34 protein-coding genes and 1 riboswitch are annotated in these 23,267 nt (G+C 32.8%); of the genes, 7 read left to right on the top strand and 27 right to left on the bottom strand.

From position 1 onward, the window contains the following. Positions 1-3: 3 nt before the first annotated feature. On the bottom strand, positions 4-774 hold the full coding sequence (locus AA076_RS04225; RefSeq protein ID WP_001836222.1) for a conserved phage C-terminal domain-containing protein: 771 nt from the start codon (positions 772-774) through the stop codon (positions 4-6). A gap of 65 nt (positions 775-839) precedes the next feature. Between AA076_RS04225 and AA076_RS04220 the strand changes: the two genes are divergently transcribed. Then, the gene (locus AA076_RS04220) at positions 840-1,121 is read left to right on the top strand and encodes a hypothetical protein (RefSeq protein WP_000414755.1); all 282 of its coding nucleotides are present in this window, start codon (positions 840-842) and stop codon (positions 1,119-1,121) included. Here the strand turns inward: AA076_RS04220 and AA076_RS16035 are convergent. The 13 genes from AA076_RS16035 to AA076_RS04160 all read right to left on the bottom strand — a co-directional run bounded on the left by AA076_RS16035 (position 1,114) and on the right by AA076_RS04160 (position 6,311). Then, on the bottom strand, positions 1,114-1,263 hold the full coding sequence (locus AA076_RS16035; RefSeq protein ID WP_001081076.1) for a hypothetical protein: 150 nt from the start codon (positions 1,261-1,263) through the stop codon (positions 1,114-1,116). The genes AA076_RS04220 and AA076_RS16035 overlap by 8 nt on opposite strands. Then, positions 1,260-1,934: a putative HNHc nuclease gene (locus AA076_RS04215; RefSeq protein ID WP_000057263.1), complete on the bottom strand. Its 675-nt coding sequence runs from the start codon at positions 1,932-1,934 to the stop codon at positions 1,260-1,262. The genes AA076_RS16035 and AA076_RS04215 overlap by 4 nt, the downstream gene beginning before the upstream one ends. A gap of 11 nt (positions 1,935-1,945) precedes the next feature. Next, entirely contained in the window at positions 1,946-2,389 is a 444-nt protein-coding gene (locus AA076_RS04210; RefSeq protein ID WP_001099009.1) for a single-stranded DNA-binding protein, read from the bottom strand. Beyond that, on the bottom strand, positions 2,386-3,036 hold the full coding sequence (locus AA076_RS04205) for an ERF family protein (RefSeq protein ID WP_000840496.1): 651 nt from the start codon (positions 3,034-3,036) through the stop codon (positions 2,386-2,388). Before AA076_RS04205 ends, AA076_RS04210 begins: the two co-directional genes overlap by 4 nt. Beyond that, positions 3,037-3,573, bottom strand: coding sequence for a host-nuclease inhibitor Gam family protein (locus AA076_RS04200; protein WP_001004336.1), 537 nt, complete (start codon positions 3,571-3,573; stop codon positions 3,037-3,039). A gap of 12 nt (positions 3,574-3,585) precedes the next feature. Beyond that, positions 3,586-3,846, bottom strand: a complete 261-nt coding sequence (locus tag AA076_RS04195) for a DUF1108 family protein (RefSeq protein WP_001836221.1) — start codon at positions 3,844-3,846, stop codon at positions 3,586-3,588. A 4-nt stretch (positions 3,847-3,850) separates the two neighbouring features. Then, positions 3,851-4,153 (bottom strand): DUF2482 family protein, encoded by a 303-nt coding sequence (locus AA076_RS04190; RefSeq protein ID WP_000165363.1) that lies wholly within the window; start codon positions 4,151-4,153, stop codon positions 3,851-3,853. Positions 4,154-4,246: 93 nt separating this feature from the next. Beyond that, on the bottom strand, positions 4,247-4,408 hold the full coding sequence (locus tag AA076_RS14635) for a DUF1270 domain-containing protein (protein WP_000066011.1): 162 nt from the start codon (positions 4,406-4,408) through the stop codon (positions 4,247-4,249). After that, positions 4,401-4,622, bottom strand: a complete 222-nt coding sequence (locus AA076_RS04180) for a hypothetical protein (RefSeq protein ID WP_000977381.1) — start codon at positions 4,620-4,622, stop codon at positions 4,401-4,403. Before AA076_RS04180 ends, AA076_RS14635 begins: the two co-directional genes overlap by 8 nt. Before the next feature lie 13 nt (positions 4,623-4,635). Continuing rightward, positions 4,636-5,085: a hypothetical protein gene (locus tag AA076_RS04175; protein ID WP_001836220.1), complete on the bottom strand. Its 450-nt coding sequence runs from the start codon at positions 5,083-5,085 to the stop codon at positions 4,636-4,638. 39 nt (positions 5,086-5,124) lie between these two features. Next, positions 5,125-5,349 carry a type II toxin-antitoxin system antitoxin TscA gene (tscA, locus tag AA076_RS04170; protein WP_000187184.1) on the bottom strand — a complete coding sequence of 75 codons (225 nt, stop codon included), beginning with the start codon at positions 5,347-5,349 and terminating at the stop codon, positions 5,125-5,127. Beyond that, positions 5,350-6,117 (bottom strand): phage antirepressor Ant, encoded by a 768-nt coding sequence (locus AA076_RS04165; protein WP_001002757.1) that lies wholly within the window; start codon positions 6,115-6,117, stop codon positions 5,350-5,352. It lies immediately after the preceding gene. Beyond that, the gene (locus AA076_RS04160; protein WP_000108122.1) at positions 6,117-6,311 is read right to left on the bottom strand and encodes a helix-turn-helix domain-containing protein; all 195 of its coding nucleotides are present in this window, start codon (positions 6,309-6,311) and stop codon (positions 6,117-6,119) included. The genes AA076_RS04165 and AA076_RS04160 overlap by 1 nt, the downstream gene beginning before the upstream one ends. Before the next feature lie 262 nt (positions 6,312-6,573). On the opposite strand from AA076_RS04160, the gene AA076_RS04155 reads away from it, so the two are divergent. Genes AA076_RS04155 through AA076_RS04140 form a run of 4 tightly spaced genes read left to right on the top strand, consistent with a single transcriptional unit; the run spans position 6,574 to position 9,287 of the window. Then, positions 6,574-6,906, top strand: a complete 333-nt coding sequence (locus tag AA076_RS04155; RefSeq protein ID WP_001055143.1) for a helix-turn-helix domain-containing protein — start codon at positions 6,574-6,576, stop codon at positions 6,904-6,906. A gap of 16 nt (positions 6,907-6,922) precedes the next feature. Further along, on the top strand, positions 6,923-7,597 hold the full coding sequence (locus AA076_RS04150) for an ImmA/IrrE family metallo-endopeptidase (RefSeq protein WP_000775187.1): 675 nt from the start codon (positions 6,923-6,925) through the stop codon (positions 7,595-7,597). A 27-nt stretch (positions 7,598-7,624) separates the two neighbouring features. Further along, on the top strand, positions 7,625-8,350 hold the full coding sequence (locus AA076_RS04145) for a PH domain-containing protein (RefSeq protein WP_000661437.1): 726 nt from the start codon (positions 7,625-7,627) through the stop codon (positions 8,348-8,350). 31 nt (positions 8,351-8,381) lie between these two features. Then, the gene (locus AA076_RS04140) at positions 8,382-9,287 is read left to right on the top strand and encodes a hypothetical protein (RefSeq protein ID WP_000391592.1); all 906 of its coding nucleotides are present in this window, start codon (positions 8,382-8,384) and stop codon (positions 9,285-9,287) included. Here the strand turns inward: AA076_RS04140 and AA076_RS04135 are convergent. After that, positions 9,224-9,424 carry an excisionase gene (locus AA076_RS04135; RefSeq protein ID WP_000143212.1) on the bottom strand — a complete coding sequence of 67 codons (201 nt, stop codon included), beginning with the start codon at positions 9,422-9,424 and terminating at the stop codon, positions 9,224-9,226. The genes AA076_RS04140 and AA076_RS04135 overlap by 64 nt on opposite strands. Positions 9,425-9,535: 111 nt before the next feature. On the opposite strand from AA076_RS04135, the gene AA076_RS04130 reads away from it, so the two are divergent. After that, entirely contained in the window at positions 9,536-10,585 is a 1,050-nt protein-coding gene (locus tag AA076_RS04130; protein WP_001145725.1) for a site-specific integrase, read from the top strand. 67 nt (positions 10,586-10,652) lie between these two features. Here AA076_RS04130 and sufB read toward each other — a convergent pair whose 3' ends face one another. The 5 genes from sufB to sufC all read right to left on the bottom strand — a co-directional run bounded on the left by sufB (position 10,653) and on the right by sufC (position 16,177). Then, a complete protein-coding gene (gene sufB / locus AA076_RS04125) occupies positions 10,653-12,050 on the bottom strand; it encodes a Fe-S cluster assembly protein SufB (RefSeq protein WP_001074405.1) in 1,398 nt (465 codons plus the stop codon). Positions 12,051-12,200: 150 nt separating this feature from the next. After that, complete coding sequence (gene sufU, locus AA076_RS04120) at positions 12,201-12,665, bottom strand: Fe-S cluster assembly sulfur transfer protein SufU (RefSeq protein WP_001010508.1); 465 nt, start codon at positions 12,663-12,665, stop codon at positions 12,201-12,203. Further along, the gene (locus AA076_RS04115; RefSeq protein WP_001006454.1) at positions 12,655-13,905 is read right to left on the bottom strand and encodes a cysteine desulfurase; all 1,251 of its coding nucleotides are present in this window, start codon (positions 13,903-13,905) and stop codon (positions 12,655-12,657) included. Before AA076_RS04115 ends, sufU begins: the two co-directional genes overlap by 11 nt. 105 nt (positions 13,906-14,010) lie before the next feature. Continuing rightward, positions 14,011-15,318 carry a Fe-S cluster assembly protein SufD gene (gene sufD, locus AA076_RS04110; protein WP_000205572.1) on the bottom strand — a complete coding sequence of 436 codons (1,308 nt, stop codon included), beginning with the start codon at positions 15,316-15,318 and terminating at the stop codon, positions 14,011-14,013. A 97-nt stretch (positions 15,319-15,415) separates the two neighbouring features. Then, a complete protein-coding gene (gene sufC, locus AA076_RS04105; protein ID WP_000168845.1) occupies positions 15,416-16,177 on the bottom strand; it encodes a Fe-S cluster assembly ATPase SufC in 762 nt (253 codons plus the stop codon). Between the two features lie 327 nt (positions 16,178-16,504). Here sufC and popT point away from each other — a divergent pair, with 327 nt between their 5' ends. Then, positions 16,505-17,356, top strand: coding sequence for a polyprenyl-phosphate transporter PopT (gene popT / locus AA076_RS04100; RefSeq protein ID WP_001183858.1), 852 nt, complete (start codon positions 16,505-16,507; stop codon positions 17,354-17,356). A gap of 232 nt (positions 17,357-17,588) precedes the next feature. On the opposite strand, the gene AA076_RS04095 is transcribed toward popT, so the two are convergent. From AA076_RS04095 to AA076_RS04060, 7 genes are all read right to left on the bottom strand, one after another. Further along, positions 17,589-17,783, bottom strand: a complete 195-nt coding sequence (locus tag AA076_RS04095; protein WP_000752917.1) for a CsbD family protein — start codon at positions 17,781-17,783, stop codon at positions 17,589-17,591. A gap of 353 nt (positions 17,784-18,136) precedes the next feature. Next, on the bottom strand, positions 18,137-18,958 hold the full coding sequence (locus tag AA076_RS04090) for a MetQ/NlpA family ABC transporter substrate-binding protein (RefSeq protein ID WP_000732326.1): 822 nt from the start codon (positions 18,956-18,958) through the stop codon (positions 18,137-18,139). Positions 18,959-18,975: 17 nt separating this feature from the next. Then, a complete protein-coding gene (locus AA076_RS04085) occupies positions 18,976-19,671 on the bottom strand; it encodes a methionine ABC transporter permease (protein WP_000520233.1) in 696 nt (231 codons plus the stop codon). Next, positions 19,664-20,689, bottom strand: a complete 1,026-nt coding sequence (locus AA076_RS04080) for a methionine ABC transporter ATP-binding protein (protein ID WP_000571218.1) — start codon at positions 20,687-20,689, stop codon at positions 19,664-19,666. The genes AA076_RS04085 and AA076_RS04080 overlap by 8 nt, the downstream gene beginning before the upstream one ends. Positions 20,690-20,777: 88 nt before the next feature. After that, a riboswitch (SAM riboswitch) is annotated at positions 20,778-20,881 on the bottom strand. A 57-nt stretch (positions 20,882-20,938) separates the two neighbouring features. Continuing rightward, positions 20,939-21,235, bottom strand: coding sequence for a thioredoxin family protein (locus AA076_RS04075; protein WP_001065801.1), 297 nt, complete (start codon positions 21,233-21,235; stop codon positions 20,939-20,941). After that, positions 21,228-21,614 (bottom strand): toprim domain-containing protein, encoded by a 387-nt coding sequence (locus AA076_RS04070; RefSeq protein WP_001018962.1) that lies wholly within the window; start codon positions 21,612-21,614, stop codon positions 21,228-21,230. The genes AA076_RS04075 and AA076_RS04070 overlap by 8 nt, the downstream gene beginning before the upstream one ends. A 741-nt stretch (positions 21,615-22,355) precedes the next feature. Continuing rightward, entirely contained in the window at positions 22,356-23,234 is an 879-nt protein-coding gene (locus AA076_RS04060) for a YwqG family protein (RefSeq protein ID WP_000932216.1), read from the bottom strand. Positions 23,235-23,267 lie beyond the last annotated feature (33 nt).

Genomic DNA, 23,267 nt, shown 5'->3' with positions numbered 1-23,267 from the left:
CCCCTAATCCCAATAACTTTCGTCGTACTTCATGCGTTCCAATTGATTCGTGCCAGTTGATTGTATTTTTTGATTGAGGTACCCCTCAAATTTACTGCCAAAAAGTGTTTCTGGTCTAAGGTATTTATCGCTATCCGTGTTTAACCATTCAGCTGTTTTGATATCAATCACCTTTTTAAAATCCTCCAACCTAAAATCTTGATTCCATCTTGCTTTAATAAAATCTTTTGTTTTAGCTGTATTATGTTTAAAATGCTTTCCTGCTTTTTTATTTAAGTATTCGATAATTTCTTTATAGGGAATGGAAGACACCGTCGGGTTGCCCGACAATATACTTCCTTCATTATTAGTATTGTTATTATTAGTTAAATCATTATTAGTACTATTATTATTAGTAGTATGCGATTTACCATTAACGGTTTTTCCATTGTTGGTTTTACCGTTAACGGTTTTTCCAACGTTGGAAAATCGAATGTGGTGCGGTTGCTCATATACTAAGTACTCATAACCATTTAACCTACCACTTTTATCACGTTTTCTACTACGTTGAATGTATCCAATTTCTTCCAGTTCCTTGATTCCACTCTTTAAACCGCTAAGTCCATCAGTTGAATGTTGCTCTAGTTCTGTTTCGTAAATTTGCCAGTTATCAGGTCGACTTAACAAATAAAGTAGAATACCTTTAGCCTTCCAACTTATATTAGAATCATGTATAAAATCTTTGTGTACTGTGACAAAGTTACCTGATTCTTTGTAAACTCTAAATGTTGCCATTTCGTTATCTCCTTTCTGGTATAATTTTGTTATCGCTACTGCGTTAGATTGGGGGTGAATAAAATATGGAAAAACCTTATATGTTAACATATGATTTAAACTCACCCGGACAAAAATATGAGGAATTGAGAAATGTTATAAAAAAGGAAATTTCTAATGGTCATTGCAATTATTGGAAATCTTCATTTTTATTCCGTTCTTCTTTATCAACTTCAGAAATGATAGAAAAGTTGAAACCTTATCTCGATTCTGGAGATAAGCTGTTTGTTACAGAAATAGTCAATAACAAACAAGGGTGGTTAACAAAAGAACAATGGGATTTTATCAACCATAATATTTTTATTTAGGTTCTTTTATTGAATCTTTTGTTATATCAGGAAAACCTTTAGAATCCTCAGGGGTAAATTTTTTAATTTTTTTAGCGCTTCTAATCTCTTCCGCCAAGATGACGATTAGGAGTGCTATTTTTATTATTCTTAGTCTATTCATTCCTTTTTCTCTCCTTTCAGCATTTTATTGAGCCTCTCATCAACTTTTATCCACGAGTCATGCAAGTGGTATTTATCATTAAACGACTTAACGCCAATCGCATGTTGCTCGTTATGATGTTCGCGACATAACGCTAATACATGTTTGTCATAGTGATTCATCTTATTTCTGTTCATGCCTCTGCCAACTGCTTCATAATGTGCTAGGTCAGCGTGAGGCTTTCCGCATATTACACAGTTGCGGTTAACAGTTGACCAGTATAAGAATGATTTATCTTGTTTCAGCAAGTCGCTTGTTTTATAACTAAGCGGTATGTCGTTGTGAAATATCCAATCGAGTGTTACCTCGATAATTTGATTCGCTTGCATCCGTGTACAGTCACTTAACGAAATACTCTTGTCATAGTCATACAGAACCGTTACATATTCTTGGAACAAATACCTCATATAGTCACGTGGTTGGCCTGTGTGGCTCTCTATGTCGTTACAGAGCGCAAATATTTTTCTTCGTTGCTTGTCTGTTATTTTGAATGGGTCTTCGATTCGCAAATCACATTCGACTTCGTAGCCGTTATCAAGTAATAATGTTTCTTTGTCTCCTAGCTCGGCACCCTCGATAACGACTGTTGTTGTGCCGTCATCTTGAGTGATATAGTTTTTGATTTGAGCCATTTAATCACGTCCTAGAAAGGTAAATCATCGTCAGAGATTTCTATAGGACCATTAGCATTAGCAAATGGATTATTTGATTGCTGTCTATTCTGTGGTGCGTTATATGAATTATGCTGTTGTTGGTTGTTAGATTGACCGTTGTTTTTACGTTCAACGAAAGTTATATTGTTGACTGCGATGTCTGTAGTAAACACTTTCTGTCCTTGATTATTTTCATAACTACCGGTTTGTATTGAACCAGTAACGCCAATTTTATTACCTTTATTAAAGTTATTAGCGATGATTTCAGCAGTCTTACCAAATGCAACACAACGAATGAAGTCTGTTTCATATTCGTTAGTTTGTTTGTTTTTGAATGGTCTCTGTACTGCGATTACAAAGTTAACTACGTTGTTGTTTTGACCTTTTAACTCTGGATCTGCCACTAGGTTCCCAATTAAATTTACTGTATTCATTGTTCAATTCCTCCAAGCCATTTTTTTATCTGTTGTCTGGTTACATTGATTTGGTTTTTATTCAGTGCTTCGACGTTCATTTTTTCTAATTTGTTAATTTGTTCCTGGTATTTTTCCGCGAATCCACTTTCTTTAGCTATGGCTATAAAATCATTAACTTCTTTAGTTAGTATGTCTTTAAATTCTTGACTTACTGTTGAATATTTATCTTGTTTTTGTTTTGCGTCTGCGTCATCTTCATCAGTTGGAATGTTAAAGAACTTCATTAAGAAATAGCGTTCAGCATAAGTTAACGCTGTGCCATGTGCTTGTGAAATATCATTTTGTTGACCGTAAGCGTGATAACTTACTTCATACTGTTCTTCTGGTTTATCAGCATTAATCCATGTATAATTCAAATCCATTTCAACTATGAATTCTGTCACTTCTTGACCTTTTTTGTTTTTAAAAGTATGTGTCGTCCAATTTTCATTTGACGTATTGGGGACTAACAATAAATTATGTTCAATCATCTTTTCTCTTATTCTGTGTAATATTTGAGATCCTGAAACATACGAGAAGTTATAACCCTTAGTATCTTTTGTGAAGCCCGCAATATTCGCTTTAACATCTGCTATTTTTTGGTACAAATTAAGTTGTTCGGCCATCTATTCTCCCACCTTTACCGTGTATGACGTTGGTTTCTCAACAATGCTAGCACCCTCTAAAACTTCGCCGTTTGCGTCAATTAAAGTGCCGTTTTCAGTTACATTGAAATCTTTCTTAATGTCTGATTGGCTAAGTTTTTTAGTTACCTTTACATAGTTGTCAAAACCTCGTTGCTCAAGTTGTTTAATAACTTCTTGCTCATTGCTAACTTGAATGACTTTTGAACCTTTTCTGGCTGTCACTTTTCCGTAAGGTGTATTCAACTTGAATTTGCTATCTTGTTCTTTTTGTATTCTGAAATATTCAATTACAAGGCTTTGTAAATATTCTTTGCCACTCTGTAATTTTTCTACTTCTTTATCTTTCCATTCGTTTATGCGTTCAATTTCTTTATTTGCTAACTCGTTGATTTCATTCTCTTTAGTTGTGATTGCATCTAGTTTCTTAAAGACCCAGTTAGCACTGTCTAAGTCTGTTACTTTGAATCGGTCGTCTTGTTCAAATGTTTCTAGTTCTCTCTCTTGTAATTCATTCACTTTTCATGCCTCCTACCATTTCATGACTAAGTTAATTAGTCTGTCCTGTTCGTCTGTGTTCTCTTCAATCCATTCATCTATCGCTTGGTTGAATAAGTCTGATGCCATATCTAAGTCATTCTCATCTACGACATAAGCATGTTTAATTGGTACGTTGTTCATATCTTTAACTTGTATTGATATGCCTATATGACCTTTTAAAATGAATAGCTTAAAATCGAATCCGTTAACATGAATATTTTTGCGTATGATATCGCCTATTTCGTAATACATTGTTTTAGTCCTCCTTGTCGTCATCAATACCGAGAAATTTTTGTGATTTACACATTTGGAGAACATTGACAATGTCTTTATAACTCTTAGTGCTATCCAATAAGGAAGCAAGATCGAAAGTATGACCAATCACAGAATTTGAACCTGCTAAATAATCTCCGTCGATAACTCCTATTGATGAGAAAAGCAAAATATCAAATTTACTTTCTCCCTTAATTTCTTTCGCTAATTCATACAATTCTCCGCTTTTTTCAGATAATAAGTCTTTTATTTCGTCCTGAGTCATGTCTTTATAATTTTTAGTCATAGTTGACTTCCTCCTTGTTTCGTTTTATATTTAACTTGAAATTTTTCTTAAGTACTTGATACTGTTACTTGTTGGCGCAAGTAGCAGTTTTTTTTATTCTTCATAAAAGTATTCCTTATAAAATATGAATGTCGCTATGCTTGCGAATCCTGCAATTGACCACGCTGTGGTGAAGTATAGAAACGGCATGAGTACAATCGCTAAGACTGTGAAGCACAGTACTGCTAATAGGTAGCTTTTATAAATGTTACTCATTTTCTTTTTTCAACTCCTCCATTATTCTCTGGTCTGATAAGTCGTGATAAGGGAATTTTTTCCTAGCTAATTGGACTGGTATTCTGCCTCGTATCGCAATGTATCCTTCATCTTCAAGCTCTTTATTCAGTTCTCTTATTATTTGTCCTGCTTTGGATTTAGAAACAGATAAAATTACCGCAAGTTCTTTAGCTTGCAAACTATTTTTCATCATATCTTTTCCTCCTTTAAAATAACTGTTGATTCTCTGGGTTATCTGCTTCGTAATTATCTGCAATAATACTTTTAGCGAAAAAGTCCAAACTGACCTTATATAGGTTGTTCATAGATTTCTTTACGTTAACCCCTTCCTCAAGTATATAAGGCACCCTAAAATCATTTATAAACAGTCCGTTTTCGTCTAAAGTAACGGTTGGTAATTCAGGTTTGTTCCGTCTATAAACTTCTCCTAGTGTAGGTTTTTGCTTTTCAGCTTGTTTAGTGAAGTCGGAAAATGCCTTAAGTAGTTTTATTCCTGAATCAGGATCACTGTGTCGCTCAATCGTTTCTGCTGTAGACTCTTTACTAAAATCATTCCGATTGATTACAGGCTTTCTCGTATTTCGTTCAATCTTCCAAACCTTCCACGTCACAACTGCCATTGTGATGAGGAGGGTTGTTTTATATAGTGTGTTCATTGATAATTCCTCCTATTAAGTTGTTTGTTCAATTGTGTGTTATTCTTCTTCGTCTAAATCAAAGTGCTGTTCGATTTGGTCAATTGCCCACTCAATCATTGATTCAAGGTGTTTCTCTCTGTCGACTTCGTAAGTGTGCTCAATCTCGCCTGCATATGTCACAGTAAGAGTATCTTTGTGTGTGTATGTTTGACTTTTGTTTTCTTTAACTGCATAAAGTGTTAATACTATATTGTTTAGCTTTTCTTTTTGTTCTGGTGTCATTTACGCTCCCCCTAAATTAGCTTCATAACCGAATTCAGTCATGATTTCATGTATTTTCAATCTGCCTTTTTGTGTCCATCTAGTTTGTAAAACTGTGTCTTCTCTGCCATCAGAACGCACAATTGTTATAGTGTCTGAATCTGTGTAACTCTTGCCCATGTGTTCTGAGTAAAGCACCCACTGTTTATTTACTTTTCGTTGTAGTCTAGCTTCGTGTAGTAGTTTGTTTAACTTTTGTGCTGATATACCGTAGTCTGCCGCGATTTGAGTTGTGGCTAATGTGCCAGTTGACTTTAAGATTTCATCTACATAGTCTGCTTTGGGTTTTAGTTCTCCGATTTCTTGTTGTAAAAGTAAGTTTTGCTCTTTTTCTTTCTTATACTCAGTCAACACTGTAATGATGTAGTCTGGATCTTTTAATGTTTGTTCAATTACATTGTCTGTTGCGTAGATACCGTGTTTGCGAATAGCTGGTAGGACTTCCATCGCCAACCAATCTTGAAATTTTTCTGCTACAGCATTACCTGCTTTGAAAGCCAACTTATATACCATTGGTTCTGGTATGAAATCGCCTTTCCCAACTTCTTGGGAAAGATATTTACCTAAATATTTATTGATAGTTTCCCAACGAATATATTGTTTGCCGTTTTTAAACTGAGTGAACCCCAAACTTTTTGCGACAGTTTCTAAATCGAATAAATTATTTTCATTATCTTGTTTGATTAAGATTGAAAACATGTCGTTACTGAAAGTTTTAATTTCATTCATTAACTCTTCACCTCTTCTTTAATTTCTAAAATTTTCGCAATACGTTTCTTTTGTTCAAAAGCATCTCTACGTCCACGTAAAATATCCGATAAGTAAGCACTTGAAATTTCTAGCATTTCCGCAAGTTGCTTGTTTGTCATGTTGCGTTTTAATAATTCCGTTCTCACTTTCAAGCCGAAATCTGTTGTCGACATATTAGCACCTCCTATAACATTTTTTCTAAGCAAATAAATTATCTGTTGAACACCAATAACTTTTATGCTAATATTTAAGCATAGTTTAATAAACCTATAACAATTCGTAATGCCTGTCATAAAGGTATTGAATACTCGTTCCCCAACGAATAATTGTTATGTGTTTAGTAAGCTAAATTTAAAGCTTAAATACAGTATATTAACTTTTATGCTAATTGTCAACAAAAATAGCGAAAAAGTTAATCTGTGATAGGAGAAATTTATGAATCTAGTACAAAGAATCCGTAATTTGTGCAATTCAAAAGGTATGACTTTTGCTGAATTAGAGAGAACTTTAGGGTTTTCAAACGGACAAATCAGAAGATGGGAGAAAACCAAACCAGGCATTGATAAGGTGCAAAAAATTGCCGATCACTTCGATGTATCAGTTGATTACTTATTAGGTAGAGAAAAAGATGAGTACTCCGGAGAAGATAAAAGTGAAGATATTCTTATTATGCATCGAGCTACAGAAAATATGACGGAGGCACAAAGGCAAAAAGCTTTGACTATATTAGAAGCAATGTTTGATGATTGGGATGATTTAACTAAGTAACAAAGGGGCTTTTTAATTGAAATTAAATTATGAAAAATCTTTTTTTAAATCTGCGAAAGCAGTTTACGAGATCACAAATGGTCTATATAACTTATCTTTTCCTTTAGATATATTTGAAATTATCTCAAAAGATAAACGTATTAAATTAGTGACTTTCTCTGAATTTTCTCAGAATACTGGCACTTTATATTTTAAAATACCTTCTATTTTCGGTTCAGAAGAAGCGTTTCATATTAGAAAAGGAGACAAAGCGATTATAGTTTATAACGATTTACTGCCTATGAATCGTCTAAGATTTACTTTAGCTCATGAATATGGTCATTTTATAATGGGACATACTGGAGTTAATTTAAATAAAACATTCACATATAAAGATTATTATAGAAGGATTGCTGAAGAATATGAAGCAAACTCATTTGCTTCATGTTTATTGTTTCCTTTACATATAAGATACAAATATATAAACAACTTTAATATTGAGCAAATTTCGTACAAGTATCAAATGAGTTTTCAAGCGATCCATATAGCGGTAAAAGTAATCAGAAGACATATACACAATGGGTTAAACGACTATATGTCAAATAACGAAAATTACCACGCAGAAAACTACTTAAGTTTTTTAGAAGAGAAAATGGAAAGCAAATCTGATTTTATAAATGAATTTAAATATGCTTATGATCTAACGATTTAACAATCAAAAAATAAAGGAGAAATGAACATGAAAGAATTACCTAAGAGCAGATTAACGTTCAAAGAAAGTATGATTGAGAGTCAATATTTAGCAACTAAAACAAAAGAAGAAAAGAAACAATACAAGCAACTATCTGTTGAAGACAAAAGAGAAATTTTAAAAGAATACCAAAGTAAACCTAGAAAAGAAGTGAAATTTGAAAGTGAAATCAATAAATCTGACGAAAACTTATCTAAAATCTACCAAAGATTTAGCGAAATAGGTGTAGAGGATTTGTTTGGTACAAAAAAAGAAGTGAAAGAACTACCTATGATTTTAAAAGATAATGAAAACATAATGTATGTAACTTCGGGATTGTACAATAATAATACCTACTTAATAGTATGTACTGATCTAAGATTGTTATTCTTAGATAAAGGTATGATATATGGTTTGAAATTTCATGAATTTCCATTCGAGAAAATCAATTCTGTTTCGTATAAAAAAGGACTTCTTTTTGGCGAAATAATTATACATCACGGTTCATCAAGTATCGCTATAGGAAGCATATCAAAAAACACTGTATCTAGAATGGCGGAAACAATACAAGAACAAATCTCTATTCGAGAAAGTTCTATGAAACCATCCAATTCTGAAAAAATGAGTTTTTCTGTTGCTGATGAATTAATAAAATATAAAGAATTATTAGATGTCGGAGTAATTTCTCAGGAAGAGTTCGATAAGAAAAAACAACAATTATTGGATATTGATTAATAGCGCTTGTGTGGCGTGAGGAGGATGAGGGATGGAAGAGAAACAATACTTATGGAGATATAACGATATAGAAAAAAGAATGAATGAACTTCACAAAAAATATAAAGAATTAGTGGATATATTTTTTGGTGATGTAATAGATAAAAATACTGGATACTTCCCCTTTTATTCCGGTATAAAATATAGCTACGCAGATTTGAATATCAGTTTTTACAGAGGTTTAATTTATATTCACGGTGGGTCAGAAGGCATGCAAGCGAAGAAAATAAATATTTCTGTAGATGATGTTTTAAAAAGAACAGAAAGATCTTTCGAGAAGTTAAGTGAATATATAAAAAGTACTTTCATTTTCGAAAAAGTCATACATGATTTTCAAATGTTTAACTTGAGCGATTTAGCTAGTATATACAACGACGATGCAATTGCGCATTATTATTTTGAAACTCATTCTGACTTATATTTATCAGATAAATCTACAAAAATTTATCGAACACCTAATTCTTTGTTAGAAAACGCAAATGATTTACCGGCTTCTTTAAGAAAATACACTCAATTATTAGAAACAGTTAATGACAAGGATTTTGAAACTCATATAGTTGAAGCTTATGATTGCTTTATGTCTGAAAAAAGGCTAGCTACATCACTACTTTTAGGTAGAGCGCTAGAACTAATGTGTAGGCTGATATTGAACAAGTTTGATAAAGATATAATTAAACAAACACCTGATTACAAGAGGAATATAAGAACATTTTTAAACGAAATGGAAAACAACGATTTAATAGAAGAACATTTAAAACATTCAGTCAAAGCTGCTATTGAACACAGAAACTCTATTATGCATGGTATTAAAATCGAAGAGTACAATTCGATAATTCAAACATTATTTGACGAAATAGCTAAGCTGTCTAATGTATATAAGTCTCTTAATAAACAGTAAGCAAAATCGGATTCTTCATTACATACCGAATATTCATCATAAACACTGACTGCATCTTCTAAGACATTTTTTAAAATTCTAATGTCTTCATTCGTTAAAACTAATTCATTGAAATTATGATTGTTTTTAAATGTCATAACATCACCTACTTTTTATTTTATTATATCACATTTAGTACCTAGTACTAAATTTCGGGTAGCCCGCCTACCCTTATTATTTTTTGCCAATTTTGAGGAGGGAGAAGCAAAATGCCAGTATATAAGGATGATAATACAGGTAAATGGTATTTTTCCATTAGATATAAAGATGTATACGGTAATAACAAACGTAAGATGCAACGCGGTTTTTCAACTAAGCGTGAAGCTAAGAGAGCAGAGGCTATTTTTTTGAATGACGTAAACGAAGGATATAGTGATTCGAAAACATTTGATTATGTTTTTCATCACTACTTAGAAAATAGCGATTTGAGACCTAAAACAAAACGACGCAAACAAAATGAATATCATAAACACTTTAAAGCTAAGTTCGGGCACATAAAAATGAATAAGATAACACAAAATCAATGCCAAGAGTTTCGTAAATATCTAATAGAGAATGTAGCATCAACAAATTCTGCTCGTACAATTTGGTCAGGTTTTAAAGTTGTAATTAATTATGCTAAAAAATACTTTGGATTACGTACAGATCCAACAATATCAATTAAACCTATTCCGCGTGTAAAGCCAAAACCTAAGTTTATGATGCGTGAAGAATTTGAAGAAAGAATCAAAGACATTGAAGATCAAGATTACAGAGAGTTATTTACATTAATGTTTTATACAGGTTTAAGGATTGGCGAAGCTATGGCGCTTGTTTGGACAGACTACAATAAATATAAAAAAGAGATATCCATAAATAAAACAATGGACATCTCTAATAGAACTATATATCCGAGACCAAAAACAGATAGTTCAGAGGATATTGTTCCTTTACCTAAATTCATCAATACAATGTTAACTGAACGACACCAACGTGAAAAAGAGTTAAACAAATATTTTGATGAACGTAGTTATTTTATTTTCGGAGGAATGGCTCCCAAACATTACAGTCATGTTCAAAAGAAATTCCAAAAAGCTTTCCCCCATTATAACATTCACGCGTTAAGACATTCTTATGCATCTTATCTTGCAAATAATGGTGTAGATATTTTCGTTTTACAGTCACTTATGAGACATGCTCAAATCACTGAAACGATGGGCACTTACAGCCATTTATATACTCAGAAAAAACACGATGCAATAGCCATTTTTGACAAGTAAATGGTATCAAAATGGTATCAATAGCCATTTTCGGAAGTTAAGAATGGCTTAACAACGCGGTTTAAAGCTATCCAATACTACCTTCCATTTCGAACTTGATTAAACGGTTCATTTCGACCGCGTATTCCATTGGAAGTTCTTTTGTAAATGGTTCGATGAATCCCATAACAATCATTTCTGTCGCTTCTTCTTCAGAAATACCACGACTCATTAGATAGAATAATTGTTCTTCAGAAACTTTTGAAACCTTGGCTTCATGTTCTAATGATATTTGATCGTTGAATACTTCGTTATATGGAATTGTATCTGATGTTGATTCGTTATCTAAGATTAATGTATCACATTCAATATTTGAACGAGCACCTTTTGCTTTACGTCCAAAATGAACAATACCGCGATAAATAACTTTACCACCATTTTTAGAAATAGATTTAGAAACAATTGTAGAAGATGTATTAGGTGCTTTATGAATCATTTTAGCACCGGCATCTTGAACTTGTCCTTTACCAGCAAATGCAATAGATAATGTACTACCTTTTGCACCTTCACCTAAAAGAACACAGTTTGGATATTTCATCGTTAACTTAGAACCTAAGTTACCATCTACCCATTCCATATTTCCGTTTTCATAAACAAAAGTACGTTTTGTAACTAAATTGTATACATTGTTCGCCCAGTTTTGAATCGTAGTATAACGAACGTGCGCATCTTTATGCACAATGATTTCCACAACAGCAGAGTGTAAAGAACTAGTTGTATAAACTGGTGCAGTACAACCTTCTACGTAATGTACAGAAGCACCTTCATCAGCAATGATTAATGTACGTTCAAATTGACCCATGTTCTCAGAGTTAATACGGAAATAAGCTTGTAGTGGCGTATCTAGTTTGATATTTTTAGGTACATAAATGAACGAACCACCTGACCATACTGCTGAGTTTAACGCCGCAAATTTGTTATCTGCTGCAGGTACTACAGAAGCAAAGTATTTTTTGAATAATTCTTCATTTTCTTGTAAAGCACTATCTGTATCTTTAAAGATAATACCTTTTTCTTCAAGTTCTTTTTCCATATTATGGTAAACAACTTCAGATTCATATTGAGCAGAAACACCAGCTAAATATTTTTGTTCAGCTTCAGGAATTCCTAATTTATCGAAAGTTCTTTTAATTTCTTCTGGCACTTCATCCCATGAACGTTCAGCTTGTTCTGAAGGCTTTACATAGTAAGTAATGTCATCGAAATTCAATTCTGATAAGTCGCCACCCCATTGAGGCATTGGCATTTTATAAAACAATTTTAATGATTTAAGACGGAAATCTAACATCCATTCCGGCTCATTTTTCATGTTAGAAATTTCTCTAACGATATTCTCAGTTAAACCACGTTCTGATCTGAAAATGGACACATCATCGTCGTGGAATCCATATTTATAATCCCCAACATCAGGTGCTTTTTTAGCCATTTCAATCACTCCTTAAAAATATATTTACAACGGCGTGCGTAAGTTTTTAATTCATGATGTAAACCATATTATAACAATGACATGACATCTTATAAAAATTTTTATACTTTTATATGTCTAATATCAAAATTATCTATGATTAACAGCATTCTATTCTTCTTCAGTCGTACCTTCTGCTTTACCTTCTTTAGCAACAGTACCTTTTTCCAATGCTTTCCAAGCTAATGTGGCACATTTAATACGAGCTGGGAATTGAGATACACCTTGCAATGCTTCAATATCTCCCATTTCTTCTGTAATCACATAGTCTTCACCAAGCATCATTTTCGTAAATTCTTGGCTCATTTGCATTGCTTCTCCAAGTGAATGACCTTTAACAGCTTGTGTCATCATCGATGCACTTGCCATTGAAATCGAACAACCTTCACCTTCAAACTTAGCATCTTTTATAATGCCGTCTTCTATATCAAATGTTAGTCGTATACGGTCACCGCATGTCGGGTTATTCATATCTACTGTCATAGACCCGTTATCTAATACACCTTTATTTCTAGGATTTTTATAATGATCCATAATGACAGATCTATATAATTGATCTAGATTATTAAAATTCATAAGAGAAAAACTCCTTCGTTTGTTTCAAGGCATTTATTAACTGATCAACGTCTTCTTTCGTGTTGTATATATAAAAACTCGCTCTAGCTGTTGAAGACACATTTAACCATTTCATTAACGGTTGCGCACAATGATGCCCAGCTCTAACCGCTACACCTTCTGTATCTACGGCTGTAGCAACATCGTGTGGATGTACATCTTGTAAATTAAACGTTATTACACCTGCACGACGATCCTTTGGCGGGCCATAAATTTCAATTCCTTCAATTGCAGACATTTGCTCATAAGCATATATCGTTAATTCTTGTTCATATTTATGAATTGCATCAAAACCTATGCGTTCTAAATAGCGAATAGCTTCTGCAAGCCCAATTGCTTGAGCAATTAATGGAGTACCCGCCTCAAATTTAGTAGGTAAATCAGCCCATGTTGCATCATACTTACTTACAAAATCAATCATGTCGCCACCGAACTCAATCGGTTCCATTTTTTGTAGTAACTCACGTTTACCAAATAATACGCCAATACCTGTTGGTCCAAGCATTTTATGACCACTAAAACTATAAAAATCAGCATTCATTTCTTGCATATCAAGTTTCATATGTGGTGCTGCTTGCGCCCCATCAACACTGATAATTGCACCATGTTGATGAGCTATTTCTGCAATGGTTTTAACATCATTAATTGTACCGAGCACATTAGATATATGTGCAATAGCAACGATCTTTGTTTTATCATTAATCGTTTGCTTAATATCCTCGATGTTTAATTCACCGTCAGCTGTCATTGGTATAAATTTCAATGTCGCATTTTTACGCTTTGCTAACTGTTGCCAAGGAACAATATTGGCATGATGTTCCATTTCAGTGACAACAATTTCATCGCCCTCTTCAACATTTGCATCACCATAGCTATGTGCTACAAGGTTAATCGACGCAGTTGTTCCGCGTGTAAAAATGATTTCTTCAAAATACTTCGCATTAATAAAACGACGAACGGTTTCACGGGCATTTTCATAACCATCAGTTGCCAATGATCCTAATGTATGAACACCACGATGAACGTTTGAATTATAACGCTTGTAGTAATCTTCTAAAACATTTAACACTTGCACAGGCGTTTGACTTGTCGCTGTTGAATCAAGATATGCTAAACGTTTGCCATTGACTTTTTGATCTAATATCGGAAAATCCTTGATTACTTCATTAACGTCAAATGAGTGTTCGGCCACTTCATTCACGACCTTTCTTAAATAAAAATCCTAATCATTTAAATACTGACGTTGTATTAGTCTTATACCAATATCGACAGTCTATATCTATTACAAACTTTTATTTTCAAAATATTATTTAGAAACTTTGCGTTCAATTACTTCTCTCAATTGACGTTTAACGTCTTCGATAGGTAATTCACGTACTACTGGATCTAAGAAACCATGTATAACAAGACGTTCCGCTTCTCTTTGAGAAATACCACGACTCATTAAATAGTAAAGTTGATCTGGATCAACACGACCTACTGATGCAGCATGACCAGCTTGTACATCATCTTCATCAATTAATAAAATAGGATTCGCGTCACCACGAGCATGTTCAGATAACATTAATACACGTGATTCCTGATTAGCAATTGATTTAGTTCCACCATGCTTAATGTAGCCGATACCATTAAATACAGACGATGCATGTTCTTTCATAACACCATGTTTAAGGATATAACCATCTGTTTCTTTACCATATTGTACGATTTTAGATGTTAGATTAATTTTTTGTTCGCCTGTACCTACAACTACTGATTTAAGTGAACTTGTTGAACGATCACCAAATAAATTTGTTGTATTATCAATAATTTGGCTACCCTCATTCATTAAACCTAGTGCCCAATTAATTGAGGCATCCGCTTCAGTAATACCACGTCGAATGATATGACCTGTAAAGCCTTTATCCATATAGTCCACTGAGCCATATGTGATATTTGAATTTGCACCAGCAATCACTTCAGAAATAATATTTAATTGATTTCCTTCACCAGATGCATTTGATAAGTAATTTTCAACATATGTGACTTCGGCGCTTTCTTCAGTAACGATGATAACATGGTTATAAAAGCTTGCATTTTCGTCGTCGTGCAACACAACGTATTGTACTGGATGTTCTACAACTACATTTTTAGGAACATAAACAAATACGCCACCATTAACTAATGCCGTGTGTAGCGCTGTGATACGATGTTCATCTACTGTTACTGCATCTTTCATAAAGTACTTTTGTACTAAATCACTATGGTTCATAAGAGCGTCTGCTAAACCTTCAACGATAACGCCATCTTTCGATGCATTATCATCAACTTGTGTGTACGCAATCGTATTATTATGTTGAATTACTAAGTTTTTAGAATGATCTACGTCAATAATTTCTCTTACTGACTCAGGTAATTGTGATAAAGATTGATAAACATCACCTTTTACATCGTGTTGTTTAAAAGAATCAAAATCCCATTTTCTTAATTTTGTTTTATCAGGTTTTGGCATTTCTAAAGTTTCTGTTAATTTCAAAGCTTTTTTACGTAATTCTGTCATCCAAGAAGGTTCATTGTGGGCTTTAGAATAATCAACAAGTTGTTCTTCAGAAATGTTCAAAATATCAGTTGTCATAACTTTTTCCTCCTACTTGATGAAATTTACTATTTCGTATAAATGTTCATTTTCATCATATATAGATGAACATCTCATGGATACTGTATTAATAAGATTATTCAGCTGAACCGAACTCTTCTTTAACCCATTCATATCCTTCTTCTTCAAGACGTTTTGCTAATTCTGGACCACCAGATTTAACGACTTTACCAGCATACATTACATGTACTTTATCAGGAGTAATGTAATTTAATAATCGTTGATAGTGTGTAATCATTAATGCACCAAAGTTTTCCCCACGCATTTGGTTAATACCTTTAGATACAACTTTTAATGCATCGATGTCTAACCCTGAATCGATTTCATCTAAGATTGCAAACTTAGGTTCTAACATCATTAATTGTAAGATTTCGTTACGTTTCTTCTCTCCACCTGAGAAACCTTCATTTAAATAACGTTGTGCCATGTCTTTATCTATGTCTAGAAAATCCATGTTTTTATCTAATTTCTTAATAAATTGCATTAAGTTGATTTCTTGTCCTTCTTCACGTTTCGCATTGATTGCTGAACGCATGAAATCAGCATTTGTAACACCTGTAATTTCTGATGGATATTGCATTGCCAAGAATAATCCTGCTTTTGCTCTTTCATCAACTTCTAATTCTAAAATATTTACACCGTCTAAAAGTACTTCTCCTTTAGTTACTTCATAGCTTGGGTGTCCCATAATTGCAGATGATAAAGTTGATTTACCTGTCCCGTTTGGTCCCATAATCGCATGTATTTCATCAGTGTTAATTGTCAAGTTAACACCTTTTAAGATTTCTTTATCCTCAATAGACACATGTAGGTCTTTGATTTCTAATGTTGATGCCATTTTATATTCCCTCCGTAAAATATAAAGTTTTCTTAACTAGTTTATAATAATTTTAATTTGTAGTCAAAAAGACTTTGTAATAATGCGTTCAGTTAATTATAACTTACTTATACCTTAATATAAACAACTTAAACCCTTTTTATTATTTTTAATAACTCTAAAGTACAACTCTAATCCGCTCTCTTTAAAAATATAAATGATAATAAGTGCACATAATTTCTCAATGGATTTTATGAATTTAAAATATGTTATCATTTCACTAGGACATTTGTAATATGGTATGATGCTATTTATGATTTTATTCCAATCGTTTGAAAGGAGTTATTCATGCAACAATTTAAATGGATTAATATTCTAAAAGGTTTTGCTATGGGAACGAGTGACTTGGTACCTGGTGTTAGCGGTGGGACTATCGCATTATTGTTAGGTATTTACAATCAATTTATCGCTTCAATTAGCGGCATATTCTCACGACGTTTTTGGCCAAGTTTTACATTTTTAATCCCCATTATAATTGGAATGTTACTGGCAATGGGATCACTAAGTAATCTTTTTAATTATTTATTAAGCCAACACCATATTCCAACTATGTTTTTCTTTGGTGGATTAATCATTGGTATCGTTCCATATTTATTGAAAATTTCTAACTATAAAACGTCATTTACAACTAAACATTACATGATGGTTATAGCTGGTATCGCTATCTTAATTGTTATTACATTAATGAATAATGGTGATAAACATGCTGGAGAAACACTTACTCTATCAACTAGTCTTATTATTAAATATTTTATTGCAGGTATGTGTGCATCTAGTGCTATGTTACTCCCAGGTATTTCAGGGTCATTTATGTTATTAGTATTTGGCGTCTATGGTACGGTCATGCTAGCAATATCTGAAGTTGTTAAACTTAACTTTGCAGGTCTTCCTATATTACTTGCAGTCGGATTTGGCGTGCTTGCTGGATTCATTATTTCAAGCAAAATTATCCAGTATTTCCTAACACATCATAAACTAATGACTTTTGCATTAATCATTGGTTTTGTTGTTGGCTCCCTCTTTGCAGTATTTCCAGGTTTACCAACTAATATCGTGATGTGGTTCGTTTCATTAGTAGTATTTATCATCGGTTTTATTGTAAGTTTGACTTTAGGTCGAATTACCGCTGAAAATGAATAATCATTTTAGGGGTGATAAAATATTTTCAGTATCTCGTTAATCATATGCAATATATGTCTCGTTTTGTATACATATTATTGGATATCATTAGCGAGTTTTTATTTAGTTTTTTTCTAACATTAAAATAATTATTAATAAATTTTGGTATCCACTTTTTTAATACAAAAACCACCTAGCCGATGGTTATACCGACTAAGTGGCATGTGCAGTGTATTAGGAATAAAAAGTAAAATTACTCGCCTTTGTTACCTTTTACTTTATCAATAAAATCAGTTGCTTTTTCTTTTGCATTTTCAACGAATTCTTTCGCTTTACCAGAAGCTTTATCTTCTTTACCTTCGTTTTCTAAATTTTTATTATCAGTAACATTACCTACTGTTTCTTTAACATTACCTTTTGCTTGTTCAAATTTACTTTCGTCTGCCATAATAAATGCCTCCTCGGAATAATTAAATGTTATATATAATACTTACCCACTGAAAAATTATCTAAACATTTTACTTAAATAATTTTTGATATTGATTTGACGTCATTTTATAACTAGCGAAATAGATTCATCATTAACTTGAGGGAGTGGGACTGAAATAATAAAGAATCACTAATGATTTATGATGTATTAGTCACTAGCCATGTGAAATTAAAAATAAGAATAAATGAGTAGCACGCATGCATATAGGATTTTACTTTATCCGTAATAGCATCTCATTCCTAAATATCATATAAATACCTGTTTAAATTAAAAAGCCCAGCAACATCACGTTACTGAGCCATTAATATGATTTATTTAGCAGGAATAACTGCACCATTGTATTTTTCATTAATGAAGTCTTGAATATCTTTAGATTGTAATACTTCAATTAATGCTTTGATTTTCTTATCATCTTGATGTCCTTCTTTAACAGCAATTAAGTTTGCATAAGGATTATCTTTCGCACTTTCTACAGCAATAGAATCTTTTTTAGGATTTAGTTTTTGTTCGATTGCAAAGTTCGAATTAATGATAACAGCATCAGCGTCTTCATTTTGATAAATTTTAGGTAAGAATTCTGCTGATTGTTTATTATTAAACTTAATATCTTTTTTATTCTCTGTAATATCACTAAACTTAGCATCTTCAATTTTTACGCCTTTTTTGATTTTAATTAAACCTGCATCAACGAAGAATTTTAAGAAACGTCCTTGTTCAGCTGGATTATTAGACACATAGACTGTTGCACCTTTTGGTAATTCTTTTAAACTTTTATACTTTTTAGAGTATACAGCCATAGGTTCTAAGTGAACATCACCGGCACTTACGATTTTGTAACCTTTATCCTTTTTCTCTGTGTTTAAATATGGTGTATGTTGGAAATAGTTTGCGTCAATTTCACCTTTGTCTAGTAATTTATTAGGTGTAGTGTAATCGTTAATTGTTTTAATATCTAGTTCATAACCTTTTTTCTCTAATAATGGTTTTGCTTTTTCTAAAATTTCAGCATGTGGTGCTGGTGAAGCACCTACTGTTATTTTCTTGTCGTCACTGCCACTTTTGTTTCCATTACCGCAAGCTGCTAATACAACTGCAAATGTTAATACTAAAATAAGACCAAATAATTTTTTCATAAAATGAAACCCCCAATTTATCGTTTATCAAGTTTATTTGTAAGCCAATCCCCAATGAATTGGATTATAAATACAATAATTAAAATAAAAACTGTTGATACTAAAATGACATCATTTTGATTTCGAGTGAAACCTGTTAAGTATGCTAAATTTCCTAAACCACCGGCACCAATTACACCTGCAACTGCTGTTGAACCAACTAAAGCGATTGCTGTAACTGTAATGCCAGACACTAGCGCTGGCATAGCTTCAGGTAAAAGGACTTTACGAATTACTGTCCAAGTATTAGCGCCCATTGACCAAGCCGCTTCGATGACACCTTTATCAATTTCTTTAAAAGCAATTTCTACGAGCCTTGCATAAAACGGTGCTGCGCCAATGATCAAGGCTGGTAACGCACCTGTCGGACCACTTATCGTTCCAAGTATCAAACTTGTAAATGGAATTAATAATAAAATTAAAATAATAAATGGTATCGCTCTAAATAAGTTAACAATGAAAGAAACGATAGAATAAAATAACCTTGCACCGATAGACTTACCTTTAGCAGACAAGAATAATAACACACCTAAAATAAGACCAAGTATAAATGCAAATATAGTTGAGACGACTGTCATGTATAGTGTTTCGACTATTGCAGTCCAAACTTCTGGCCACTGAATATTAGGCATTGTAATCATTTCATTTATAATTTCACTAAATGATTTACCCATGTCTTAACACCTCCATTTTAACTTGTCGCTCAATTAACTCTTTTTCGAATTTTCCGAAATCTACACTTGAAATATATGGAATATGCAGAACTAAAAAGCCGACTGTTCCATTTTTTGTATTTTTAATATTTGCTTCTAAAATATTAATTTTAATATCATAGGCAGTTGATAGACTCGATACAATAGGCTCGGTTGTTGTTGAACCAGCGAAAACTAATCTAACGATATATGCATCTTTTTCTAATGGCTCTAATTCTGTTAAAGATGTTTCGAAATCATCATTTAAATCGTCTTTCACAAATCGTTTTGTCACAGTGTGTTGCGGATTTTCAAAAACCTGTGTCACCGGTCCTTGTTCTATCACTTTACCACTTTCCATAACTGCAACTTCATCACAAATACGACGAATGACATGCATTTCATGCGTAATTAGTACAATTGTTAAATTTTGTTGTTCTCTAATTTTTAGTAGTAGATCTAAAATTTCATCTGTTGTTTGCGGATCAAGTGCACTTGTTGCCTCATCACAAAGCAAGACCGTTGGATCATTAGCTAACGCTCGTGCAATCCCAACACGTTGCTTTTGTCCACCTGATAACTCTGATGGATAAGCCTTTTCTCTACCTTTTAAACCGACGAGTTCGACAAGTTCTAATGCTTTTTGCTTAGCTCTCCTTCTAGGGACACCTGCAATTTCAAGCGGAAACATAATATTTTTTAACACAGTCCTTGACCATAACAAATTAAAATGTTGGAAGATCATACTTACTTTTTGTCTTTTTGCTCTTAATCCATTTTTGGACAATTGACCTATATGGTCTCCATCTATAATAACTTCACCTGATGTAGGCGCTTCTAAATGATTAAACATTCGAATCAAAGTACTTTTTCCTGCTCCAGAAAAACCAATGACGCCATAAATCGATCCTGCTCGAATCGATAAATTAACGTGATCTACAGCAAGGACTTCTTTATTTTTAGTCCGATATTCTTTAACAACTTCTTTTAATTCAATCACGTTGATTCCTCCCTGTGTTGCTTAATAAAATAAAAAATGCTTTCTCAATATCGATAGAAAAATTGAGAAAGCAATAGTAGTATTGTTTCTCTCATCTTCAAAAGTTAAAACTTTATGTGAATTGGCACCATTTCTATATAAGACGGTTGCCGGGCTTCGTAGGGCACATCCCTCCACCACTCTCGATAAGAGTTTACGCATCATTTAATTTGTATTAATCCTAACACCTTAGTAAAATTTCGTCAATAACTATTTTAAATTTTCTAACAAATCAGTCACCGATTTAAATGCATAAATTCGTTTTACTTCTTTATCTTTATTCATCAACAATAAAATCGGCGTAGACATGATTTGCATATCTTTACAAAACTGAGGATAAAAGTTTAAATCTATTTTCAATAATGGTAACTGCAATATTTCATTAGCAATGTCTAACATTCTTTCTGAAACCTTACAAGTACCACACGTTGGTGTATAACCAAAGATTAAATGTTTGTCTTCCTCATAAAATGTAGTTACATCTTTGATGTCTAATGAATTATTCATTTACTAAAACTAACCTTTCATTATTTATATTCGGTAAAAGAGGTGTTTCTTTCTTACAAGTAAAGCCATGTTTTGAAAGTACATGCGCCAAATATTGTTTGGGGCAATTCGCAACTTGACAGTAAGTTTTATCAATAAATATATGTTCACTTTCACTCAAATAACGTTTAAACCAATTTCTAATTCGATCTCCTTCGTCATCAGAATCGGCTAATACAAAAACTTGTTTATCATACAGTGATTCTATCATATCATCAAGCTTATCTATACTCATTGTTCCATGAGTACAAATAATATTGACTGGTTCTGCAATAACCTGTTGCACCCTTTTTTTATCAGATTTTCCTTCAACAATTATCACTTTATTTACAATAGCCATCATCATCACCCTTTAAAATCAATAAACATCTGTCACTGTATCATTTCACAAAATTGGTATGAATAAAACATAAATCACAAAAAATTTAAACTAGCTTAATATAATAATTACAAACTCAATGTTTGACTAGCTGGAACATTTAACATAAGCAGACAAAGGCTAAGTCAAAAATCAACATCCTAAAATCTACAATGTTATATTAACAATAGTTAACCAAAAGAAAATACACCTATAACAAACTTTTCAATTATAGCGGGGCCCCAACACAGAAGCTGATGGTAAGTCAGCTTACAATAATGTGCAAGTTGGCGGGGCCCCAACATAAAGAAATACTTTTTCTTTAGAAATTAGTATTTCTTATGCATGAGTTTTACTCATGTATTCCTATTTTTAAATACACATTAGCTGTGGCTTATGAAAACAGGCTGGGACATAAATCAATGTTCTATGCTCTACGAAGTTATATTGGCAGTAGTTGACTGAACGAAAATGCGCTTGTAACAAGCTTTTTTCAATTCTAGTCAGGGGCCCCAACACAGAGAATTTCGAAAAGAAATTCTACAGGCAATGCAAGTTGGGGATGGGCCCCAACAAAGAGAAATTGGATTCCCAATTTCTACAGACAATGCAAGTTGGGGTGGGACGACGAAATAAATTTTGCGAAAATATCATTTATGTCCCACTCCCTAGATTGATCTATAGATACTACACTTATTAAAGTAATATATTTTTATGATTCTCTTAGCTGCAATCCCATGAATACATGTAATCATCAAACTTCATAGCCTCAAGGTCAGTAGATTTCACTAAGATATTGGCAATACCTAAATCACCCCATATAATCGAAGAATTACCATCTCTTGTAGAATCAATTTGCAGTAAGACTCTATCATACATTTTCAGTTCTTGATCGTTCGTTCTTGGATCTATTTGGTCAAAATATGGATAACCACCAAGTTGATTAAATGGTTCCTTAGCAGTAAATGTGTTACACACAGGTTCCATCAATTCATCATAACCACCAAACATTGATTTTAGCGCGAAGGATGGATTGACTTTATTCCACAATGCAAGCACGTCCTCATCGTACTTATAATCAGTACATGTAATAGTTTGTTTCGACAATCTAAATTCTATAGAAAATGCTCCACTGAACGGGATATCCTCATTATCAGCATCTAATGACTTCAAATGCGCTTGAATATTTTCGAGTGATAAATCTGTAATTGGCTCTTTTATATAAACAAGCCTTGAGTTTATATTGTTTCCCTTTAAATTTTCAGACATTCCATACATTTGATCTTCTGAACTAATCCAAAACTGCAATATCCCTTCTTTTACAGGAAATAATTCTTGTTGTTCTGGAAGATCATCCAAATTAATCTGTGCTAGCAATACCATTGGTACATTATTTTCATCTAATGGTATATCTTTAAAAGATTTTAAAAATGGCATTCCACCAATCTTACTCTGGTTTAATGTTTCTTCTTGCATCTCTTTTAGATCCATTTCAATACATGGTAGTACTGGTAAATTACCGTTTTCTACAGATTCTACGAAACGGTTATATGCTTTTTGCTCCTTTTTAGAAAGATGACTAACGTCTTGAATGTTTAGCATATTAACTTCCCCCAATTTTTATTTTTAAAATAG

Origin of the sequence: Staphylococcus aureus, from assembly GCF_001027105.1 — a bacterium.
Taxonomy (GTDB): Bacteria; Bacillota; Bacilli; order Staphylococcales; family Staphylococcaceae; genus Staphylococcus; species Staphylococcus aureus.
The sequence above is the reverse complement of the archived record's forward strand: the minus strand, read 5'-3'. Positions and strand labels throughout refer to the sequence as shown.

What these genes read in the sequence shown, in the direction of transcription:
- AA076_RS04225 (WP_001836222.1), bottom strand. Translation starts at nt 774, where the DNA reads ATGGCAACATTTAGAGTTTACAAAGAATCAGGTAACTTTGTCACAGTA.
- AA076_RS04220 (WP_000414755.1), top strand. Translation starts at nt 840, where the DNA reads ATGGAAAAACCTTATATGTTAACATATGATTTAAACTCACCCGGACAA.
- AA076_RS16035 (WP_001081076.1), bottom strand. Translation starts at nt 1,263, where the DNA reads ATGAATAGACTAAGAATAATAAAAATAGCACTCCTAATCGTCATCTTG.
- AA076_RS04215 (WP_000057263.1), bottom strand. Translation starts at nt 1,934, where the DNA reads ATGGCTCAAATCAAAAACTATATCACTCAAGATGACGGCACAACAACA.
- AA076_RS04210 (WP_001099009.1), bottom strand. Translation starts at nt 2,389, where the DNA reads ATGAATACAGTAAATTTAATTGGGAACCTAGTGGCAGATCCAGAGTTA.
- AA076_RS04205 (WP_000840496.1), bottom strand. Translation starts at nt 3,036, where the DNA reads ATGGCCGAACAACTTAATTTGTACCAAAAAATAGCAGATGTTAAAGCG.
- AA076_RS04195 (WP_001836221.1), bottom strand. Translation starts at nt 3,846, where the DNA reads ATGTATTACGAAATAGGCGATATCATACGCAAAAATATTCATGTTAAC.
- AA076_RS04190 (WP_000165363.1), bottom strand. Translation starts at nt 4,153, where the DNA reads ATGACTAAAAATTATAAAGACATGACTCAGGACGAAATAAAAGACTTA.
- AA076_RS14635 (WP_000066011.1), bottom strand. Translation starts at nt 4,408, where the DNA reads ATGAGTAACATTTATAAAAGCTACCTATTAGCAGTACTGTGCTTCACA.
- AA076_RS04180 (WP_000977381.1), bottom strand. Translation starts at nt 4,622, where the DNA reads ATGATGAAAAATAGTTTGCAAGCTAAAGAACTTGCGGTAATTTTATCT.
- AA076_RS04175 (WP_001836220.1), bottom strand. Translation starts at nt 5,085, where the DNA reads ATGAACACACTATATAAAACAACCCTCCTCATCACAATGGCAGTTGTG.
- tscA (WP_000187184.1), bottom strand. Translation starts at nt 5,349, where the DNA reads ATGACACCAGAACAAAAAGAAAAGCTAAACAATATAGTATTAACACTT.
- AA076_RS04165 (WP_001002757.1), bottom strand. Translation starts at nt 6,117, where the DNA reads ATGAATGAAATTAAAACTTTCAGTAACGACATGTTTTCAATCTTAATC.
- AA076_RS04160 (WP_000108122.1), bottom strand. Translation starts at nt 6,311, where the DNA reads ATGTCGACAACAGATTTCGGCTTGAAAGTGAGAACGGAATTATTAAAA.
- AA076_RS04155 (WP_001055143.1), top strand. Translation starts at nt 6,574, where the DNA reads ATGAATCTAGTACAAAGAATCCGTAATTTGTGCAATTCAAAAGGTATG.
- AA076_RS04145 (WP_000661437.1), top strand. Translation starts at nt 7,625, where the DNA reads ATGAAAGAATTACCTAAGAGCAGATTAACGTTCAAAGAAAGTATGATT.
- AA076_RS04140 (WP_000391592.1), top strand. Translation starts at nt 8,382, where the DNA reads ATGGAAGAGAAACAATACTTATGGAGATATAACGATATAGAAAAAAGA.
- AA076_RS04135 (WP_000143212.1), bottom strand. Translation starts at nt 9,424, where the DNA reads ATGACATTTAAAAACAATCATAATTTCAATGAATTAGTTTTAACGAAT.
- AA076_RS04130 (WP_001145725.1), top strand. Translation starts at nt 9,536, where the DNA reads ATGCCAGTATATAAGGATGATAATACAGGTAAATGGTATTTTTCCATT.
- sufB (WP_001074405.1), bottom strand. Translation starts at nt 12,050, where the DNA reads ATGGCTAAAAAAGCACCTGATGTTGGGGATTATAAATATGGATTCCAC.
- sufU (WP_001010508.1), bottom strand. Translation starts at nt 12,665, where the DNA reads ATGAATTTTAATAATCTAGATCAATTATATAGATCTGTCATTATGGAT.
- sufD (WP_000205572.1), bottom strand. Translation starts at nt 15,318, where the DNA reads ATGACAACTGATATTTTGAACATTTCTGAAGAACAACTTGTTGATTAT.
- sufC (WP_000168845.1), bottom strand. Translation starts at nt 16,177, where the DNA reads ATGGCATCAACATTAGAAATCAAAGACCTACATGTGTCTATTGAGGAT.
- popT (WP_001183858.1), top strand. Translation starts at nt 16,505, where the DNA reads ATGCAACAATTTAAATGGATTAATATTCTAAAAGGTTTTGCTATGGGA.
- AA076_RS04095 (WP_000752917.1), bottom strand. Translation starts at nt 17,783, where the DNA reads ATGGCAGACGAAAGTAAATTTGAACAAGCAAAAGGTAATGTTAAAGAA.
- AA076_RS04090 (WP_000732326.1), bottom strand. Translation starts at nt 18,958, where the DNA reads ATGAAAAAATTATTTGGTCTTATTTTAGTATTAACATTTGCAGTTGTA.
- AA076_RS04085 (WP_000520233.1), bottom strand. Translation starts at nt 19,671, where the DNA reads ATGGGTAAATCATTTAGTGAAATTATAAATGAAATGATTACAATGCCT.
- AA076_RS04075 (WP_001065801.1), bottom strand. Translation starts at nt 21,235, where the DNA reads ATGAATAATTCATTAGACATCAAAGATGTAACTACATTTTATGAGGAA.
- AA076_RS04070 (WP_001018962.1), bottom strand. Translation starts at nt 21,614, where the DNA reads ATGGCTATTGTAAATAAAGTGATAATTGTTGAAGGAAAATCTGATAAA.
- AA076_RS04060 (WP_000932216.1), bottom strand. Translation starts at nt 23,234, where the DNA reads ATGCTAAACATTCAAGACGTTAGTCATCTTTCTAAAAAGGAGCAAAAA.